Origin of the sequence: Streptomyces sp. NPDC052773 (assembly GCF_044547145.1) — a bacterium.
Classification (GTDB): Bacteria; Actinomycetota; Actinomycetes; order Streptomycetales; family Streptomycetaceae; genus Streptomyces.
Genome location: NZ_JBITZX010000026.1, coordinates 22,497 through 40,000, shown reverse-complemented (window position 1 = coordinate 40,000; position 17,504 = coordinate 22,497). Strand labels below are relative to the sequence as shown.

The window sequence follows — 17,504 nt, the reverse complement described above, 5'->3', positions numbered from 1 at the left end:
CCCTCGTCGAGAACCCCTTCGAGGACACCGAGGAGTAAGCGAGGGCTACCCCCTCACCCGCGGGCCCGTCCGTCCGTTCCAAGGGCGGGCCCGCTCCCGCTTCCGACTTCCGCCCCGTAGGAGAACCGACGTGTCCCGCAGCCAGCTCGCACCCGGTGTCGAGGTCGTCGCCGTCGACGGCGAAGGGCTGGCCGTCCGCACGCCCGACGGCGAGTTCCTTCGCGTCCGCACCGGCGACGCGGACATCGACGCGCTCCGCTCCCGACTGGCCGGGGCGGACACCCCCGACACGGACGCAACAGACGACTCGGACGGCGAACTCGCCCGGCTCATCGCGGCGTTCGACGCGGCCGGCTACCTCACCGACGTCGAGAACGCCGGCGCGGTCGGCCACCCGACCACGGCCGGGGCAACCGGCTCCCACGGTCACCCGGCCGACACCGAAGTCGCCACCGGCCAAGCGGAAGACGCCCGCACAGACGCATGGCCCGCCGTGCGCCGTGACGTCCTGGTGCTCGGCGATCCGGTGCTCACCGAACCGCTCACCCGGCTGCTGCGGGAAGCCGGGGCCGCGCCCCGCACCGGCACACCCGGCGAGACGGCCGCGACGGACGCCGCCGCCGTCGTCTGGTGCCTCGACGGGCCCGTCCCCGACGGCCTGTGGGACGACGCCGACCGGCTGCCCGAGCGCGGCGTCGCCTGGCTGCGCTGCCACCGCGAGGGCTGGCAGGCCCACCTCGAACCGGTCGCCGCCGCCCCGGGCGACGTCACCTCCGCCCATCTGCGCGCCCGCCGCCTCGCCGCCACCCCCGCCCACCGCGAACTGGCCGCCTACTGGAGCGGACCCCGCACCACCGGCGCCCCCGTACGGCTCACCACCCCGGCGGCGGCACTGCTCGCCGCGCTGCTCGCCGACGACCTCACCCGGTGGGCCACCGACGCCCCCGACACCGGCGCCCTGCCGGCCCGGCGCCGCCTGCGCCGGGTCGACCTGCGCACCCTGACCGTCACCGAACACCCGGTCCTGCCCGTCCCCGACGTCGCGCGGATGCCGGTGGCCGCCCGGTGACGACGTACACCACGGCCGTACACGGCCTGGCCACCGACGTCCGGCTCCCGGACGGCACCGGCCCGTTCCCGGCCGTCCTCGTCCGCACCCCCTACGACCGCCGCGCCCACCACGCCGAACTGGACGGCTGGGCGCGCCGGGGATTCGCCGCCGTGGCGCAGGACGTACGCGGACGGCACGGCTCGGCGGGGGAGTGGCGGCCCTACGCGCACGAGGCCGCGGACGGCGCGGACACCGCGCGCTGGATCCGCCGGCAGCCGTGGAGCGACGGACGCCTGGTCGCCTCCGGTGCCTCCTACGCCGCCCACTGCGCCCTCACCCTCGCCCTGGACGCGCCCGAGGACGCCCGCCCCGACGCCGTCATCGCCGCCGTCCCCGCGCTCGGCGCCGCCGACACCGCCCGCGAACCCTCAGGCGTGGAGCGGCTGCTGACCCGTGCCGGATGGTGGGCGGCCCACGGCGACCGGCCGGACTCCGACGACGACGCGCTGGACAAGGCCCTCGCCGCGGACCCGGACGCGCTCACCCACCTGCCGCTGCGGGACCTTCCACGACGGCTCGGCCGGGAACTGCCCTCCTGGCCGGAGATGTGGCAACGCGACGACCGGGGACGGCTGATCGCCAGGGCCGCGCGGGCCGGGATGCCGCTGCTCGCCGTGGGCGGACACCACGACCACTTCGCCGAGGACACCGTGGAGTTGTGGCGCCACTGGGGCGGCCCCTGCGCGCGGCTGCTCATGGGACCGTGGGGGCACGGCCTGGTCGCCGCCCCCGGACCCGACGCCGAGCCCGCCCACCGCGTACGCCTCGGTGACCTCTACGCCCGCTGGACCCACCGCGTGCTCGCCGGACGCCTCACCCGCGGACGGGCCGGAGCGGTCGCGCTCGGCGGCAGCCCCCTGTGGACGGCGGCGGACCGCGAGGGCGAGCCCTACGCGCCCCGCCTGCGCCCGCTGCGCGGTGCCGCCTTCACCGCCCACCCCGAACGCCCCGTCTCCTCGGCCGAGTTGACCGTCCCCGTCGACGGAGAGCCCGACCGCTGCGTGCTCGCCACCGCGCCCCTGCCGCGTCCGCTGGACCTCCTCGGCCCCGCCCGGGTGCGGCTGCGCGCCCGGGCCGGCACCCCGTCCGCCGACTGGTTCGCGCGGCTCGTGGCCCTCGCCCCCGACGGGCGGGCCGAACGGCTGGCCGTCGGCGCCGTCCGACGGCACGACCAACCCCCGGGCGAGACGGCCGAGTTCACCGTCCCGCTGGGCCGGCTCGCCCGGCGGCTGCCCGCCGGCACCCGGCTCCGCCTGGAGATCACCGGACACCACTTCCCGGCCCACGCCCGCAACCCGCACACCGGCGAGGACCCGATCACGGCCACCCGGCTCACCCCCTCCGCGCGGGAGGTGGACCCGGCCCGCCTCGAACTCCGGCTGAGCGTGCTCCGAACCCGACCCGTACCGACCGACCCCGCGGAGGAGATCCTGCGATGACGACGCTGCCGCTGGAAGCCCTGGTAGACCCGGTCTGCGGCATCGTCCGCAAGGTGAAGCCCGTCGAACACCCGGCGGGCACCCCGCCCCGCTACACCGCGATGACCGCCGAGATAGCCGACGCCCGCAAGCTCGGCCTGTGGCCCGCCGACCGCGTCTCCCTCGGCACCTCCTTCGGCGACCCCGACACCGCCCGCGTCGCCGCCATAGCCGAGGGCGTCGAACGCTACTGCGGCAACCGCCTCCCGCCGCCCGGCCACCGCGACGCGCCGCTGCACTCCACCGCCGCCGAACTCACCCGCAAGGGCCTGCGCCTGTACGGGCCGCACGAGCTGCCCGCGTACGCCGACTGGCAGTACGCCCGCCCGAAGTTCCCCTACCGCCCCCTCACCGAGGACACCCCCGCCCTGTGGACCCGCGGCACCGAACGGCTGCCCGGCGGGGAGACCACCGAGGTGTGGGCGCCCGTGTCGCTCACCCACCTCAACTGGCGCCAGGGCGAACTGCGTTCCCTGCCGCGCACCCACCACCTCAACTACGCGGGCATCGCCACCGGCCGGGGCTTCGACGACGCCGTCGAACGCGCCCTGCTGGAGATCGCCGAACGCGACGCCCTGGAACTGTGGTGGCACCTCGACGGACCCACCCGCGGCATCGACCCGGACACCGTGCCCGGCCTCGCCGACGACCTCGCCGGATCCGGACTGCGCGTCTGGATCACCGAGATGCCCTCCGAGTTCGCCCCCTGCATGGCAGCCCTCGTCCACGACCCGCGCCTCGACCTCTACGCCGCCGGGTTCGCCTGCAAGTACGACCCCGCCGAAGCCGCCCGCAAGGCCGTCCTCGAAGCCGTGCACACCTGGGTCTTCACCCAGGGCCTCACCGGACCCGACGGCTGGGTCTTCCAGGCCGTCGACGCCGGACTCCTCGCCAAGGGCCTCTACCTCGACCACCGCGAGGACCGCCGCTACCTCGACGCGTGCGGCACCCACTTCGAGCACGTCCGCGACCTCGGCGCGCACGTCCAGGTCTGGCTCGACCCGCGGATGGCCGCCGAGGCCCGCCGGTTCACCGACCCCGCCCTCGGCGTCGTACCCCTCGACGCCGTCGAGCACGGCAGCCGGGAGCGGCTGGAGCGCGCCCTGGAGCGCGGCGGTCACCGGGTCATGACGTTCGACCTGACCACGGAGGACATCGCCGAGACCGCGCTGCGCGTCGCACGCGTCCTGGTGTCCGGGCTGCTCCCCAACGCCCCCGCCGCCTTCGGCTACTTCGGCTGCCCCCGCCTCGCCGACGCCGCCCTCGCCCGCGGCTGGCGCACCACGGCACCGCACGCGCCGGAGGACTTCACCCTCGCCCCTCCGCCGCACATGTGAGCCGCGCCGTGGATCTGGTGACCGCCCTCGCCCGCGCCCGCACCGACGAGCCGCCCGGCCCCGACACCCCCGCCGGACCCGCCGTCCCCGACTGGCCGGGCCCCGCACGCGAACTGCCCCCCGCCGCGCCCGGCCGGCTCGACCCGAGCCGGCTGCTGCGCCTGTCGCTGGCCGCCTCCGACCCCGCCGGACGGCTGCGGCCCACCCCGTCCGCGGGCGCGCTGCACCCCGTCGACGCCCGGCTCGTCGTCGGCGACGGCTGCTCGCTGCCGCCGGGGCGCTACGGCTACGACCCGCTGCGCCACCGCGTCCACCACCTGGGCCCCGCCCCGCACCACACCCCGCCGGGCGTGACCGTCGAGCTGACCGTCACCCCCCAGCGCACGCAGAGCCACTACGGCCACCGCGCCTGGCCCCTGCTGCTGCTCGACACCGGGCACGCCACCGCCGCGCTGCGGCTCGCCGCCCAGGCCATCGGCTACCCCCGGCCGGGCCTCCACCTCGACGGCAGCACCGAGCATCCGCTGGCCGCCGTATACGTCCCGCCGCCCGGCGCCGAGCGGCAGTCGTCCGCTGCCGAGCGCCCCAGCCGGGAGGAGGACAGGCCCGCCCCCCAGGCGGCCCCACCCACCCCCACCGACCTGCTGACCCGCCGCAGCGCCCCGCCGCCCCTCGCCGGTACCCCCGCGCGTGACGACCTGCGCCACGTGCTGGCCGTCGCGGAGGCCGCCGGGGCCGGGCGGCTGCGGTGGTGTGCGGCCGTCGGCGAGCCCGAGCCGCAGCTCGTCGAGATGGCGCCCGACGGCACCCTGCGGCGGCTCGCCGCGGGGGAGGCCCGGCCGACCCTCGCCGTCTGGGCGGCCGGACAGCGCTGGCTCGCCGACGCGGGCGCCGTCCTGCTCGCGTACGGCTGCCCGTCCGACGCCGACGCGCCGCGCATCCGCGGCGACCACCTGCACGCCGGACACGCCGTCGGCTGCGCCCAGTTCGCCGCCGCGCGGCGCGGACTGGCCGCCCGCCCCGTGGGCTCCTGGCAGCGGGCCGACCTGGGCGCCGCGCTGGGCGGCCCACCCCACCAGAACTGGATCGTCCACGGCCTGGCCCTCGGGGCCGGCCGACCCGAGAAGAGGACCTCGTGATCGTCCACCCGGAGCTGCGCCACGCCGCACGGCACGCGCGGCGCACGCTGCTCGCGGCCACCCTCCTCCAAGGAGCCGTCACCCTGAGCTGGCTCGCGCAGGCCGTGCTGCTCGCCCAGGCCCTCGCCGCCATCGCGCGCGGCACGACCGGCTCCCTGCCCGTGCTCCTCACGGCGATCGTCGCCGTCGTCGCCGTGCGTGCCGGACTCGGCTGCGCCCAGCGGCGCACCGCCGCCCGCGCCGGCGCGCACGTCAGGGTCCGGCTGCGCGACGAACTCCTCGCCCACCTCGGCCGGCTCGGCCCCGCGCACCTCACCACCGCCCGCGCCGGAGCCGTCCGCACCACCCTCGTCGACGGCGTCGAAGGCGTCGACGCCTACGTCTCCCGCTACCTGCCCCAGCTGATCGTCACCCTCGTCGCGCCGCCCCTGCTGCTCGTCGCCGTGGCGCTCATCGAGCCAAGCGCCCTCCTCGGACTCGTCCCCGCCCTCCTCCTCGCCCTCGCCGGACCCCGCGCCTGGGACCGGCTGCTCGCCCGGCGCGGCAAGGAACACTGGGACACCTACGAAGGGCTGGGCGCCGACTACCTCGAAGCCCTCCAGGGCATGCCCGCGCTGCGCGCCGCCGGCGCCGTCGGCCGCACCCGGCGGCGGCTGGAGGAACGGTCGGCCGAGCTGCACCGGGCCACCGTCGCCAAACTCCGCGTCTCCCTCGTCGACACGGGCATCACCGACCTCGCCATCCAGGGCGGCACCGCCGCCGCCGCGCTGCTGGCCTGCTGGTCCTCGGCGACCGGAGCCACCACCGCCACCGGCACCTACCTGGTGCTGCTCCTGGCCGGCGAGTGCTTCCGGCCGGTCCGCGACCTGGCCCGGGAATGGCACGCCGGATACCTCGGCGTGTCCGCCGCCGACGGACTCGCCGCCCTGCGCACCGCCGAACCCGCCGTCCCCGACACCGGGCGGGAACCGGCCGACTGGCCCACGGCACCCCAAGTGACCCTTACGGACGTGGAGTTCGCCTATCCGGGCGCCGACGCCCCCACGCTGCGCGGCGTCACCTTCACCGCCGAGGCCGGCCGCACCACCGCCATCGTCGGCCCCTCCGGCGCGGGCAAGTCCACCCTGCTCGCCCTGCTGCTGCGCCACCACGACCCCCGGCACGGCCGGATCACCGTCGACGGCCGCGACACGACCGCGTACACCCTCGACTCGCTGCGCCGCGGCATCGCCGTCGTCTCCCAGGAGACGTACCTCTTCCACGCCACCATCGCCGACAACCTGCGCCTGGCCCGGCCCGACGCCACGGACGAGGACCTGGCCCGCGCCGCCCGCGCCGCCGGGATCCACGACGAGATCACCGCCCTCCCCGACGGCTACGCCACCGTCCTCGGCGAGCGCGGCGCCACCCTCTCCGGCGGCCAGCGGCAACGCCTCGCCCTCGCCCGCGCCCTGCTCGCCGACGCGCCCGTCCTCGTCCTCGACGAGGCCACCAGCGCCGTCGACGAACGCCGCGAGGCGGACATCGTCCGCGACCTGACCGCGGCGGCCCGCGGCCGGACCGTCCTCGTCGTCGCCCACCGGCTGGCCGCCGTCCGGCACGCCGACCGCATCGTCGTCCTCGCCGACGGCCGCGTGGACGCCGTCGGCGACCACAACGCCCTCGTCGCCGCCGGGGGACTGTACGCCGAGCTCGCCGCGGCGGGCCGTACACACGAGAAGGGGCTCGCCGCATGAGCACCACCGACACCGCGCTCTCCCACGCCCCCGCGCACCCCGAACGCGGCGCCCTGCGCGCGCTGCTGCCCGCACTCGCCGGGCACCGCGCCATGATCGCCCGCACCTGCGCCGCCGCCCTCGTCGAACAGGCCTCCCTCGTCACCCTGGTCACCTTCGCCGCGTACACGGTCGGCAGCGCCGTCAGCACCGGCCGCGCCCCCTCGGCCGGCACCGTCACCGCCCTGGCCGCCCTCGTCGTGCTGCGCGCCCTGATGACCTGGCGGGAGATGGACCTCTCCCACGACCTGGCCTACCGCGTCCTCGCCGAACTGCGCGTCCGGGTCTTCGACGGGCTCGCCCGCAGCGCCCCCGCCCGGGTGGCGGGCCGCCACAGCGGCGACCTGGCCGCCACCGCCATGGCCGACGTCGAGGCACTGGAGTTCTTCTACGCCCACACCACCGCCCAACTCCTCGCCTCCGGCGTGGTCCTCACCGGCGGCGCGACCGTCCTCGCCGCCGTCGAGCCGTGGCTGCTCGCCGCGCTGCTCCCGGTCGCCGCGCTGCTCGCCGCGGCACCCTTCGCGGAGGCACGCGGCCGCACGGACCGCGGCGCCCGCACCCGTCAGGCCGCCGCCGACCTGTCGGCCGACACCGTGGAGACCGTCGACGGCCTGCGCGAACTGCTGTCCTTCGGCCGGCTCGGCGAGCGCCGCACCCGCCTCGCCGGACGGGGCGAGAAGCTGGGCAGGGCCCAACGGGCCGAGGTCACCTGGGACTCCGTGGCCACCGCCGTCCGCGATCTGCTCATCGTCCTCGCCGTCCTCGGCGTGGTGGCCGCCGCCGCCCAAGCCGTGACCGCCGGGCGGCTGCACGGCGCCTGGGCCCCGGCCGCGATGGCGCTGGCCCTCTCCGTGCTGGGCCCGGTCGCCGAGTCGGCCCGGTCGCTGAGCCAGGCCATGGGCCTGCGCGCCGCCGCGGCCCGCGTCCACGCCGGGATGAACGCCCCCGCCCTCGCCCCCGAGCCCGCCACGCCCCGACCCCTGCCTCCCGGCCCGCTCGGCGTCCGCCTGCACGACGTCGGCTTCGCCTACGACGGCCGGCCGGTCCTGCGGAACCTCGAACTCACCGTCCCCGCCGGGCGGACACTCGCCCTCGTGGGCGCCTCCGGCGCGGGCAAGTCCACCTGCGCCCACCTGCTGGCCCGCTTCTGGGACCCCACCGAAGGCGCCGTCCAGCTCGTCCCGGACTCCGGCGACCCCGTCGACCTGCGCGACCTCACCGACGCCGACCTGCGCCGCGCCGTCGCCGTCGTCGGCCAGGGCACCCCCCTCTTCCACGGCACCCTCGCCGAGAACCTGCGCCTGGCCGCACCCGACGCCGACGATGACCGGCTCGCCGAGGTGGCGGCACTGTGCGGCATCGACCGCATCGCCTCCCTGGACACCCCGGTCGGCGAACGCGGGGCCACCCTCTCCGGCGGCCAGCGTGCCCGGATCGCCCTCGCCCGCGCCCTGCTCGCCGACCCCCGGGTCCTCGTCCTCGACGAGACCACCGCCCACCTCGACAACACCGGCGACGCCGAACTCGCCGCCGCCCTGGCCCGCACCCGCGCGACCCGCACCACCATCGTCATCGCCCACCGCCCCGCCACCATCCGCCGGGCCGACCGCATCGCCGTACTCGAGGACGGACGCATCGCGGAGACCGGCACCTGGCAGGAACTCACCGCCCGGCCGGACGGCGCCCTCACCCGCGTCCTGGCCGTCGCTCCGCGCCCGTAGCCACGCACCGTGCGCGGCGCCGGTGGTTGGGTCGCCCGGGGAGTGGGACGCTGAAGGTGGGGACCGAAGAGGGGAATCCGCGCCGAGGAGACCCGGGAGGCCCGTATGGGACGCGACGTCCCGGAGCTGACGTTCACGCGTGACGACCGTCGCCGGTTCCGGACCAAGATGCACACGTGCCTCGACGTGTTCGCGCGGATGCTGCGCGAGTCGCGGTTCGACTTCGAGCGGCCCCAGGTCGGCCTGGAGATCGAACTGAACCTCGTGGACACCGCCGGAGAGCCCGCCATGCGCAGCACGGACGTCCTGGAGGCGATCGCCGACCCCTCCTGGTCGAGCGAGCTGGGCCGGTTCAACCTGGAGATCAACATCGCGCCCCGGCGGCTGATCGCGGGCGGCCCCGACTCCTGGGAGAAGGAGATCCGCGACGCCCTCAACCACGCCGAGGAGAAGGCCGCACAGGTCGGCGCGCATCTCGTCATGATCGGCATCCTGCCGACACTGGAGCAGAAGGACGTGGGCCTCGCCGCCCTCTCCGAGAACCCGCGCTACCACCTGCTGAACGAGCAGATCTTCTCCGCCCGCGGCGAGGACCTGCTGATCTCCGTGGACGGTGTCGAGCGGCTGCGGACCTACGCCGACACGATCACACCGGAGGCCGCGTGCACCAGCACCCAGTTCCACCTCCAGGTCTCACCGGACGAGTTCGCGGCGTACTGGAACGCCGCGCAGGCCATCGCCGGAGTGCAGGTCGCCCTGGCCGCGAACTCCCCGTTCCTCTTCGGCAGGGAACTGTGGCGCGAGACCCGCATCCCGCTGTTCGAGCAGGCCACCGACACCCGCCCGGACGAGATCAAGGTGCAGGGAGTGCGGCCCCGGGTGTGGTTCGGGGAGCGCTGGATCACCACCGTCTTCGACCTCTTCGAGGAGAACGTACGGTACTTCCCCGCGCTGCTGCCGCTGTGCGACGACGAGGACCCGCAGGAGACCCTCGACCGCGGCGGCATCCCCGAACTGGCCGAACTGACCCTCCACAACGGCACGATCTACCGCTGGAACCGGCCCGTCTACGCGGTCGTCGACGGGGTGCCGCACCTGCGCGTCGAGAACCGGGTGCTGCCCGCGGGCCCCACCGTGGCCGACGTACTCTCCAACGGCGCCCTCTACTACGGCCTGACCCGCGCCCTCGTCGACGAGGACCGGCCGGTGTGGTCACGTATGTCGTTCGCGGTCGCGGAGGCCAATCTGCACGCCGCGGCCCGGCACGGGATCGACGCCCAGCTGTACTGGCCCGGAATGGGGGAGGTGCCGGTGACGGAGCTGGTGCTGCGCCGTCTGCTGCCGCTGGCACACCGCGGGCTCGAACGGTTCGGCATGGACGCGGCCTGGCGGGAGCCACTGCTCGGCATCATCGAACAGCGGTGTGTCAGCGGCCGCAACGGCGCGCAGTGGCAGTCGGAGATGTACCACCACATCCACGACCTCGACCACACGGACCGGCACGAGGCCCTGCGGCGGATGACCCGGCAGTACATCGACTACATGCATCTCAACGCGCCCGCGCACACCTGGCCGGTCGACTGACACCGACCGTCAGCCGACCGTCACGCCGTGCCGCTCCCCTGACAGGTGCCGTGCAGCTCCCATGACAGGTGCGCGGACAGCGCGCGCAGGAAGTCCGGCGCGTCGAAGATCTCGCCGGCGGAGGCGACCCCGGCCGTCCTGGTGCGTCCCGTGAGGACCCGGTCGACGGCCTCGACCGCGAGCGGCGCGGTGACGGCGTAGATGTCCCGCCCGCGGGCCACGGCGCGCCGTTCACGGCCGCCGGAGCGCACGACGACGTCCACGAGGAACGTCTGCGCCGACCGCCCGCGCTCGTCGGCCTCCGCCGGGGCCGGGGTGTCCGGGGCGGACACCTCCGTGGCCGCCTCCACCGTCATGTAGGTGCGTACCTCGGGGACGGCCAGATGGCTCGGGACGGTCACGACGTCCGCCATGGTGAACTCCCCGACGACGCGCCGCGGGCCCATCGGCTCGGGGAAGGACCACTCCAGCGTCGGCAGGTCGTCCCGGTGGTACTCCAGCCGCCCCTCCCGGTAGCGGACGCGCCGGTCGCCCCGCCGCTGCCGGGAGACCGCCCCCGCGGCCCGCGTCCCGGCCGTGGGATGCCAGCCGCTCAGCCCGTAGGCGATGTGCGCCTCGTCGGCCGTCGTCCAGTCACCCATGGCCGCGGTGGCCAGCAGGTCGCCGAGACCGCCGTAGAAGGCCATCGCCGGGACGATCACCGCTCCCGTGGCGCGGGCGCGCTCCGCGAACTGCGCGAACGTGTCGGCATTGGCCTCGATCTCCGCCGCCACGTCCACGTACGGGACACCGGCGCGCAGCGCCGCCTCGATCACCGGTGCGGCCGTCGTGGCGAAGGGGCCGGCGCAGTTGATCACGGCGGCCGTGCCGGCCAGCGCCCGGTCGAGCGAGTCCGGATCGTCGGCCGATGCCGGGCGGACCTCCAGGCCCGGGTACGACGCGGCCAGCGCCGTGAGCTTGCTGGCGTCGCGGCCGGAGAGCACCGGCACGAACCCGCGCTCGCGCAGCTCGGCCACGACGAACCGCCCGGTGTGCCCGTACGCGCCGAACACCGCCACCGTGTGTCCCGGTCCCATGAGTTCTCCCCGCTCGACATCGTTCCGCTGTGATCAGTCCCCGACATCCTTTCCGCGTCCGGTGCTCCACGCGAGTGTCCGGAACGACGTGACCCATACAATTCCGGACATGGACACTGTCGCCCTCGCGGTCACCGACGGCATGCTGCATTTCGAACTGTCCCTTGCCTGCGAGGTGTTCGGCTCCGCACCCGCGGGCGTCACCGGGCCCTGGTACGAGGTCGCCGTCTGCGGGCCGGATCCGGTGCGCGTCGAGCGGTTCCAGCTCGTGCCCGACCACGGTCTCGACCATCTCCCGCGCGCCGACACGGTGATCGTGCCCGGCTGGGCCGACGTCGACGAGGAACCGCCCGCCGACCTGGTCGACGCGGTGCGCGCCGCCCACGACGCGGGCGCGCGGGTGGCGTCCCTGTGCACCGGCGCGTTCGTGCTGGCCGCCGCCGGCCTGCTGGACGGAAAGTCCGCGACCACGCACTGGGCCCACACCCAGGCCCTCGCCGAGCGCTATCCCGAGGTGGACGTCGACCCGGACGTGCTCTACGTCGACAACGGCAGCGTCCTCACCTCCGCGGGCAAAGCCGCCGCCATGGACCTGTGCCTGCACCTCGTCCGCCTCGACCGCGGGTCGGCCACCGCCAACGCCGTCGCGCGCCGCCTGGTCGTACCACCGCACCGGGACGGCGGCCAGGCCCAGTTCGTCACCGCCCCCGTGCCCGCCCCCGGCCGCCATCCGCTCTCCGCGCTGCTCCCCTGGGCGATCGAGCGCCTCGACCAGCCGCTGAGCGTCGACGACCTGGCCCGTCGGGCGGGGATGAGCTCACGCCACCTCACCCGCCACTTCCGGACGGTCACCGGCACCACCCCGCTGCAGTGGCTGCTGACCCAACGGATCCGGTACGCCCAGGAGTTGCTGGAGACCACCGACGCCGGCGTCGACACCATCGCGACCGCCACCGGGATGGGCACCGCCACGACCCTGCGCCGGCATTTCAGCCGCACGGTCGGCGTGCCCCCGGACACCTACCGCCGCACCTTCCGCTCCCGCACCGGGACGGGGCCCACGGGGACGGGCCTCACGGGGGCGGACGCACCCGAGGGCGCCCGCTGGTCGGGCGCCCTCGCGTCAGGCCCGCTGGGGTCGGGCCGTACGACCCTCGCCGGGTGACGCGGGCCCGGGTGACCGCGTGGGCCCGGCGATCAACTCTGCGTGGCGCCCTGCTTGACGGCCTCCTCGGTCATGTCCGTCACCTGCCGCGCCGGAGGAGCGTCCGCGTCCACCTCCACGCCGAAGTCGGTGAACTCCAGGACCGTCCGCACCGTCACCCGCTGCGGCCCGGAGGAGGCGCCCGCGCGGGACCCGCCCTGCGACGCCGGGCCGGCCTCGACGGTCATGTCGACCTGCTGGCGACGGATACGGCCCTCGTCGTCGAGCCAGAGATCCATCGGCAGCGTGGGGCCGATCTGCTTGCTCAGCCGTTCGCCGTCGGGCAGTTCGGCGACATCCACCGTCACGCGGTACCGCGTGGTGTGCACGCCGCCCACGTCGGCCGAGCCCTTCTTCGTCACGTCCTTGTCGTCGACCGCCTTGGCCAGCGCCGCCGACCGGGCGGGATCGTTCATGGACTGACCGGCGGCTCCCTGCCGGGCGGCGACCTTCTCCAGGTCGATCTTGATCCACGGCTTGCCGCCGGGGGCCTGCCCGGCGGGAGGCTTCTGGTACAGCACCTGATCCACCACGCGCTGCTCCATCCGCCGGCCCTCCGCGGTGAGCGTCATGACGCTGTCACCGTCCTCCAGGTCGACGGTGCCTTTCCCGTCCGCCGTCACCGAGGCACCCTCGGCGGAGGTCCGCACCTTCAGCGTCACCCGCGCGGTGTCCTCCCCGGCCGTCTTCTCGTACGCGGAGCGGACGGCTCGCGTCCCCTCCTCCCGCGCACCGGCGCTCCCGCCGGCGGAAGCCCCCTTGCCCGTGGCGTCCTTGCCGCTGTCGCTCCCGCCGTCCCCGCAGCCCACCAGCACCGTACCGGCGAGCACACCGGCCACGGATAACGCCGCGAGCCTGCTGCCGCTGCCCGTCCTGGCCATCAGACGATCCTCCCTGGTGTCCGTTCACCGGCCGGTCCGGTACGGGGACCGGCCGCCTTGGTCACGTTCCCAAGTGCCCGCATTCGCCGTGAACGCACCCGTCTTGTCAGGCGACTCGGGGAAGGACCGCGTCACGGAAGGGCCGCGTCACGGAAGGGCCGCGTCACGGAAGGGCCGCGTCATGGAAGGGCCGCGTCATCCGGGCGGCCGTCCGCCCGGGCCCGCGCCCGTGTCCGCCGCCGCCTCGTCCGCCCGGCCACCCGCGCCCAGCAAGCCGGTGTCGCCGAGCGGGACACCGGCCGCCGCGAGGGCGTTGAGTCGGCGGCGGGACGCCCGCAGCACCAGAGCCGGCAGCGCCGCGCGGGACACCTGGGCCAGGCGCAGCCAGCCGGGCACGTAGACGGCGGTACGGCGGTCCTCCACCGCCCGGGCGAGCCGCGCGGTGACCCGCTCCACGGAGTGCACACGCCGCGCCGGGGGAGGCATGTGGCCGCGCAGTTCGCGCAGGGCCCGGTACCGGTCGGCGGCGCGGATCATGTCGGTGTCGGTCCAGTTCATGTAGGCGATGCCGACGGCCACCCCGTGGTGCGCCTCCTCGGCCCGCAGCGCGTGCGCGAAGGCCTCCACCCCCGCCTTGGAGGCGCAGTACGCGCTCATCATCGGGGCGGCGGCGCAGGACGCCAGGGAGGCGACCTGGAGGTAGTACCCGGCGGTCTCCCGCAGGTCGGGCAGGAAGGCCCGCGCCGTCAGGGCGCTCCCGGTCAGATTGACGTCGATCACGCGGCGCCAGCGGTCGGGGTCGGACGCGGCGAAGGGGCCGCCCTCCGCGATCCCCGCGTTCGCGACGACGACGGAGGCGGGCCCCAGCGCGGCCCGTACCCGCCGCGCGGCCCGGCACAGTCCCGCGCCGTCGGTGACGTCGACCTCCTCGCCGAGGGCGGGCACCGGGACGGAGCGGGCCACCTCCTCCAGGGCCTCCCTCTCGTGGCCGAGCAGGGCGAGCCGGGCGCCGCGGCGGGCCAGATCACGCGCCAGGGCCGCGCCGAGACCGCGGGCCGCACCCGTGATCACGACGGTACGGTTCACGAGCGGGCCGTCATGCATGGGACTCGTTCCCCTCGCCGCGGCGTCCCGGCACGGGCCGGGCTCATCGAGCAGGTGCTTCCGTTCCGCACACCCCACACGTCGTTCGGCACGCCCCGCACACCGCGCCCGGACCGGTCATCGTCTGCGTCCGGTACGGTCCCGGCGGGCCAGTACGCGCTGCGCCGCCGCCCGGCCGGGCGGCAGCCGGCGGCGCAGTGCCGCGCGGGCGGCGTTGGCGCCGCAGGCGCCGTGGACGCCGCCGCCCGGGTGGGCACCCGCGGACGCCAGGTACAGCCCGGTGACGGGCGTCTCCGGGCGCCCGGTGCCGGGGAGCGGGCGGAAGACGAACTGCTGATGCATGGACGTGGTGCCGCCGTTGATGGCGCCGTGGTGCAGATTGGCGTCCATCGACTGGAGCGTCGGCGGGGCCAGCACGCGGCGCGCGCGGATCAGCGCGCGGAAGCCCGGAGCGAACCGCTCGACCTGGCGTTCGACGCGATCGGCCATGATCTGCTGCTCCTTGGCGTCCCAGGTCCCTGTCAGACCTTCCTCGCCCGCGTCGGAGCCCACGTCGAGCGGCACATGGGTGTACGCCCAGGCCGACTCGGTGCCCTTCGGGGACCGCGACGGATCGGAGGTCGTCATCTGGCCGAACAGGGCGAAGGGGCGGTCCGGGACCTGCCGCATGGCGATCTGCGCGGCGAACCGGGTCAGCTCGTCCACCCCGTCGGCGAGATGCACGGTGCCGGCCCGCGCGGCCTCTTCGGCCCGCCAGGGCACCGGCCCGTCGAGCGCCCAGTCCACCTTGAAGGTGGCGAAGTCCCACTGGAACCGCCGCAGGTCCTCCAGCAGCCGACCGGGCAGGTGCTCCGGCCGGACGAGCCCGCCGTACAGGGCGGGCACGGACACGTCCGCGAGGACCGCCCGCCGCGCGCCGACCGGCTCACCGTCCGCCGTGCGCACGCCGACCGCGCGACCGTGGCGTACGACGATCTCGTCGACCCTGCGCCCGCAGTGCAGGACGCCGCCCCGGGCCAGCAGCCGGCGTGTCAGGGCCTCGGTCAGGGCGCCGGCGCCGCCCACCGGCACGGGAAAGCCGTACGTCTGCCCCAGCATCGACATCAGCCATCCGAAGCCGCCGCTGCCCGCCGCCTCCGGCGCGAGGTCGGCGTGCAGCGCGTTCCCCGCGAGCAGCAGCCGGCCGCCCGCCCCTCGGAACTCCTCCTCGCCCAGGCGCCGCACCGGCAGCAGCAGACTGCGGGCGAGCCGCAGCCCGCCCGCGCCGCGCAGCCGCACGGCGAGGCGGGCACCGGCCCGCACCGGGGGAAAGGGGGTGAAGAGGGCGCCCAGCAGGTCGCCGCGGATGCGCTGCCACACGTCGTGCAGCCGCCGCCAGGCGTCGCCGTCGCCCGGCGCGAAGGCGTCCAGGGAGGCCGCCGTGACGGCGAGGTCGCGGTCGAGGACGGCGCAGCCGCCGTCGCTCAGCGGATGGGCCAGCACATGCGGCGCGTGACTCCAGCGCAGGCCGTGCTCCTCGAGCCGCATCCCGGCCAGCACCGGGGAGGCCGCGGCCAGCGGATAGAAGGAACTGAACAGATCGCTGACGAAGTGCGGATCGACGCCCCGGTCGTGGCGGACCGCGCCGCCCGCCTCGCCCTGCTCCTCCAGCACCGTCACGCTCCAGCCCGCGTCGGCGAGGAGATTGGCCGCCACCAGGCCGTTGGGTCCCGCCCCGATCACCACCGCGTCAGGCATGCGCGTCCCCCGGCGAGCCCACCCCGGCCCGCACGCCCCGCCCGGCCGCGTCGCCGCCGTGCGCCGCCCGCTCCTCGGCCTCGCAGAGCCGCGCCAGGCGGGCCAGCATGGCGCGATGACGCAGCTGTATCAACGCCTCCGTGCCCGCGTTGTGCAGCCGCCCGCCGGCACCGCGCAGCGGATGCTCGTCGACGAGGACGAGACAGTGCTCGCCCCAGGGCCGCAGTTCGAGGGCGATCCGCGCGGTGCCCAGCCAGCCGGCCTTCGCCTCCAGCTCCAGCACCGAGCCCTCCTCGCAGCGCCGTACGACGGTCTCGTTGGTCAGCGACACCGGCCCCAGCCGCACCTCGTAGCCGATCGCCGCGCCCTCCTGGGGCCATGTGCCCCGCACGGGGCGCGAGCTCGCCGTGCCCACCACCCAGTCCGCGTAACGGGTGCCGTCGGCCAGGACGGACCACACCGTCTGCGGGTCGGCCTTGATCAGACAGTGCCGCACCGCCATGGAGATCTCCCGCGCTCGGTTTCCGTACGTCCGTCACCGCGGAGTGCCCCCTTCCACCGAGACGAAACGGCGGAGGTCACCGGGCGCCCTGTCGAGGCCGGTACGTGGCGAGCGCCCAGATCACGAACACGGCGAGCAGCATCATGATCAGCGACCACAGGGGCGCGTACGGCAGGAACAGGAACTGGGCGACCAGGCTCAGCGCGGCCAGCGCGATGCCCACCGCGCGGGCCCACTCGGCGCCGGAGAGGATGCCCCACCCGGTGACGGCGGCGATCACGCCGAGGATCAGCAGGATCCAGCCCCAGCCGGTGAGGTTGATCTCGTAGACGTAGTCGCCGAGCCGGGCGTACACGTCGTCCTCGGCGATCGCGGCGATGCCCTGGAAGATGGCGAGCACGCCGTGGATGAGCATCAGCACACCGGCGAAGGTGGCACCGCCGTACGCCCAGGCGTCGGCGCGGTCCGGCGCCGCTGCGGAGTCGGACCGGGGCGTGGCCGGGGGCGGCGTCGGGGGCTGCTGAGCGGTCATGGGGGCCTCCGCTTCGTACGGACGGGTCGGGACCAGGGCAGGACGTAAGGGGACGAAGTATTCGAATGTCCGCCTGGTCTACGACCCTGCCGCCGGACGGGGGAGACGGCCACAGACGCTCGGCCGAACGGGTGGCGGACCGGCCCTCGCGCCGGCGGTGACCGCGCCGCCCCCTGTGCCTTCGACTGCCTTCAACGGTTGGGGGAGTGGCGCCCGCGTGGCCCGACGGCAACGGGGGGATCCCGGCGAGGCGGCCGGTACCCGGCGGCCCTCCGTGACCGCAACCCCCGACTCGGACCGCAACCCCCGACTCGCCCCCT

General features: G+C 75.7%; 15 protein-coding genes (1 of these 15 only partly in view). 9 read left to right on the top strand and 6 right to left on the bottom strand.

Features of this window, described 5'->3' with window-relative positions; all coding sequences use genetic code 11:
- The 8 genes from amiA to ACIG0D_RS34685 all read left to right on the top strand — a co-directional run.
- Positions 1-38 carry the 3' end of a streptamidine family RiPP gene (gene amiA / locus ACIG0D_RS34720; RefSeq protein ID WP_240449383.1) on the top strand. Its footprint begins 76 nt before the window's first position, so the window shows 38 of its 114 coding nt (coding positions 77-114); its start codon lies off the left edge, out of view; the stop codon is at positions 36-38.
- 92 nt (positions 39-130) lie between these two features.
- The gene (locus ACIG0D_RS34715) at positions 131-1,069 is read left to right on the top strand and encodes a hypothetical protein (RefSeq protein ID WP_399809274.1); all 939 of its coding nucleotides are present in this window, start codon (positions 131-133) and stop codon (positions 1,067-1,069) included.
- Positions 1,066-2,550 carry a CocE/NonD family hydrolase gene (locus ACIG0D_RS34710; protein WP_399809271.1) on the top strand — a complete coding sequence of 495 codons (1,485 nt, stop codon included), beginning with the start codon at positions 1,066-1,068 and terminating at the stop codon, positions 2,548-2,550. Before ACIG0D_RS34715 ends, ACIG0D_RS34710 begins: the two co-directional genes overlap by 4 nt.
- Positions 2,547-3,926, top strand: a complete 1,380-nt coding sequence (locus ACIG0D_RS34705; RefSeq protein ID WP_399809269.1) for a YcaO-like family protein — start codon at positions 2,547-2,549, stop codon at positions 3,924-3,926. Before ACIG0D_RS34710 ends, ACIG0D_RS34705 begins: the two co-directional genes overlap by 4 nt.
- Before the next feature lie 8 nt (positions 3,927-3,934).
- Positions 3,935-5,065 carry a SagB/ThcOx family dehydrogenase gene (locus tag ACIG0D_RS34700; protein WP_399809266.1) on the top strand — a complete coding sequence of 377 codons (1,131 nt, stop codon included), beginning with the start codon at positions 3,935-3,937 and terminating at the stop codon, positions 5,063-5,065.
- Positions 5,062-6,801 carry an ABC transporter ATP-binding protein/permease gene (locus ACIG0D_RS34695; protein ID WP_399809265.1) on the top strand — a complete coding sequence of 580 codons (1,740 nt, stop codon included), beginning with the start codon at positions 5,062-5,064 and terminating at the stop codon, positions 6,799-6,801. The genes ACIG0D_RS34700 and ACIG0D_RS34695 overlap by 4 nt, the downstream gene beginning before the upstream one ends.
- Complete coding sequence (locus tag ACIG0D_RS34690; RefSeq protein WP_399809263.1) at positions 6,798-8,564, top strand: ABC transporter ATP-binding protein; 1,767 nt, start codon at positions 6,798-6,800, stop codon at positions 8,562-8,564. The genes ACIG0D_RS34695 and ACIG0D_RS34690 overlap by 4 nt, the downstream gene beginning before the upstream one ends.
- A 105-nt stretch (positions 8,565-8,669) precedes the next feature.
- The gene (locus ACIG0D_RS34685; RefSeq protein WP_399809261.1) at positions 8,670-10,148 is read left to right on the top strand and encodes a glutamate-cysteine ligase family protein; all 1,479 of its coding nucleotides are present in this window, start codon (positions 8,670-8,672) and stop codon (positions 10,146-10,148) included.
- Positions 10,149-10,168: 20 nt separating this feature from the next.
- Here the strand turns inward: ACIG0D_RS34685 and ACIG0D_RS34680 are convergent, their stop codons facing one another.
- Positions 10,169-11,224 carry a saccharopine dehydrogenase family protein gene (locus ACIG0D_RS34680; RefSeq protein ID WP_399809258.1) on the bottom strand — a complete coding sequence of 352 codons (1,056 nt, stop codon included), beginning with the start codon at positions 11,222-11,224 and terminating at the stop codon, positions 10,169-10,171.
- Between the two features lie 109 nt (positions 11,225-11,333).
- Here ACIG0D_RS34680 and ACIG0D_RS34675 point away from each other — a divergent pair, with 109 nt between their 5' ends.
- Positions 11,334-12,389, top strand: a complete 1,056-nt coding sequence (locus ACIG0D_RS34675; protein ID WP_399809256.1) for a helix-turn-helix domain-containing protein — start codon at positions 11,334-11,336, stop codon at positions 12,387-12,389.
- Between the two features lie 32 nt (positions 12,390-12,421).
- Here ACIG0D_RS34675 and ACIG0D_RS34670 read toward each other — a convergent pair whose 3' ends face one another.
- The 5 genes from ACIG0D_RS34670 to ACIG0D_RS34650 all read right to left on the bottom strand — a co-directional run bounded on the left by ACIG0D_RS34670 (position 12,422) and on the right by ACIG0D_RS34650 (position 17,184).
- Positions 12,422-13,309, bottom strand: coding sequence for a hypothetical protein (locus ACIG0D_RS34670; RefSeq protein WP_399809253.1), 888 nt, complete (start codon positions 13,307-13,309; stop codon positions 12,422-12,424).
- Between the two features lie 195 nt (positions 13,310-13,504).
- On the bottom strand, positions 13,505-14,413 hold the full coding sequence (locus tag ACIG0D_RS34665) for an SDR family oxidoreductase (protein ID WP_399809251.1): 909 nt from the start codon (positions 14,411-14,413) through the stop codon (positions 13,505-13,507).
- 117 nt (positions 14,414-14,530) lie between these two features.
- Positions 14,531-16,150 carry a phytoene desaturase family protein gene (locus ACIG0D_RS34660; protein ID WP_399809248.1) on the bottom strand — a complete coding sequence of 540 codons (1,620 nt, stop codon included), beginning with the start codon at positions 16,148-16,150 and terminating at the stop codon, positions 14,531-14,533.
- On the bottom strand, positions 16,143-16,652 hold the full coding sequence (locus ACIG0D_RS34655; RefSeq protein WP_399809246.1) for an SRPBCC family protein: 510 nt from the start codon (positions 16,650-16,652) through the stop codon (positions 16,143-16,145). The genes ACIG0D_RS34660 and ACIG0D_RS34655 overlap by 8 nt, the downstream gene beginning before the upstream one ends.
- A gap of 76 nt (positions 16,653-16,728) precedes the next feature.
- Positions 16,729-17,184, bottom strand: a complete 456-nt coding sequence (locus ACIG0D_RS34650) for a hypothetical protein (protein ID WP_399809243.1) — start codon at positions 17,182-17,184, stop codon at positions 16,729-16,731.
- Positions 17,185-17,504 lie beyond the last annotated feature (320 nt).

What these genes read in the sequence shown, in the direction of transcription:
- ACIG0D_RS34705 (WP_399809269.1), top strand. Translation starts at nt 2,547, where the DNA reads ATGACGACGCTGCCGCTGGAAGCCCTGGTAGACCCGGTCTGCGGCATC.
- ACIG0D_RS34690 (WP_399809263.1), top strand. Translation starts at nt 6,798, where the DNA reads ATGAGCACCACCGACACCGCGCTCTCCCACGCCCCCGCGCACCCCGAA.
- ACIG0D_RS34685 (WP_399809261.1), top strand. Translation starts at nt 8,670, where the DNA reads ATGGGACGCGACGTCCCGGAGCTGACGTTCACGCGTGACGACCGTCGC.
- ACIG0D_RS34680 (WP_399809258.1), bottom strand. Translation starts at nt 11,224, where the DNA reads ATGGGACCGGGACACACGGTGGCGGTGTTCGGCGCGTACGGGCACACC.
- ACIG0D_RS34675 (WP_399809256.1), top strand. Translation starts at nt 11,334, where the DNA reads ATGGACACTGTCGCCCTCGCGGTCACCGACGGCATGCTGCATTTCGAA.
- ACIG0D_RS34670 (WP_399809253.1), bottom strand. Translation starts at nt 13,309, where the DNA reads ATGGCCAGGACGGGCAGCGGCAGCAGGCTCGCGGCGTTATCCGTGGCC.
- ACIG0D_RS34665 (WP_399809251.1), bottom strand. Translation starts at nt 14,413, where the DNA reads ATGCATGACGGCCCGCTCGTGAACCGTACCGTCGTGATCACGGGTGCG.
- ACIG0D_RS34660 (WP_399809248.1), bottom strand. Translation starts at nt 16,150, where the DNA reads ATGCCTGACGCGGTGGTGATCGGGGCGGGACCCAACGGCCTGGTGGCG.
- ACIG0D_RS34655 (WP_399809246.1), bottom strand. Translation starts at nt 16,652, where the DNA reads ATGGCGGTGCGGCACTGTCTGATCAAGGCCGACCCGCAGACGGTGTGG.
- ACIG0D_RS34650 (WP_399809243.1), bottom strand. Translation starts at nt 17,184, where the DNA reads ATGACCGCTCAGCAGCCCCCGACGCCGCCCCCGGCCACGCCCCGGTCC.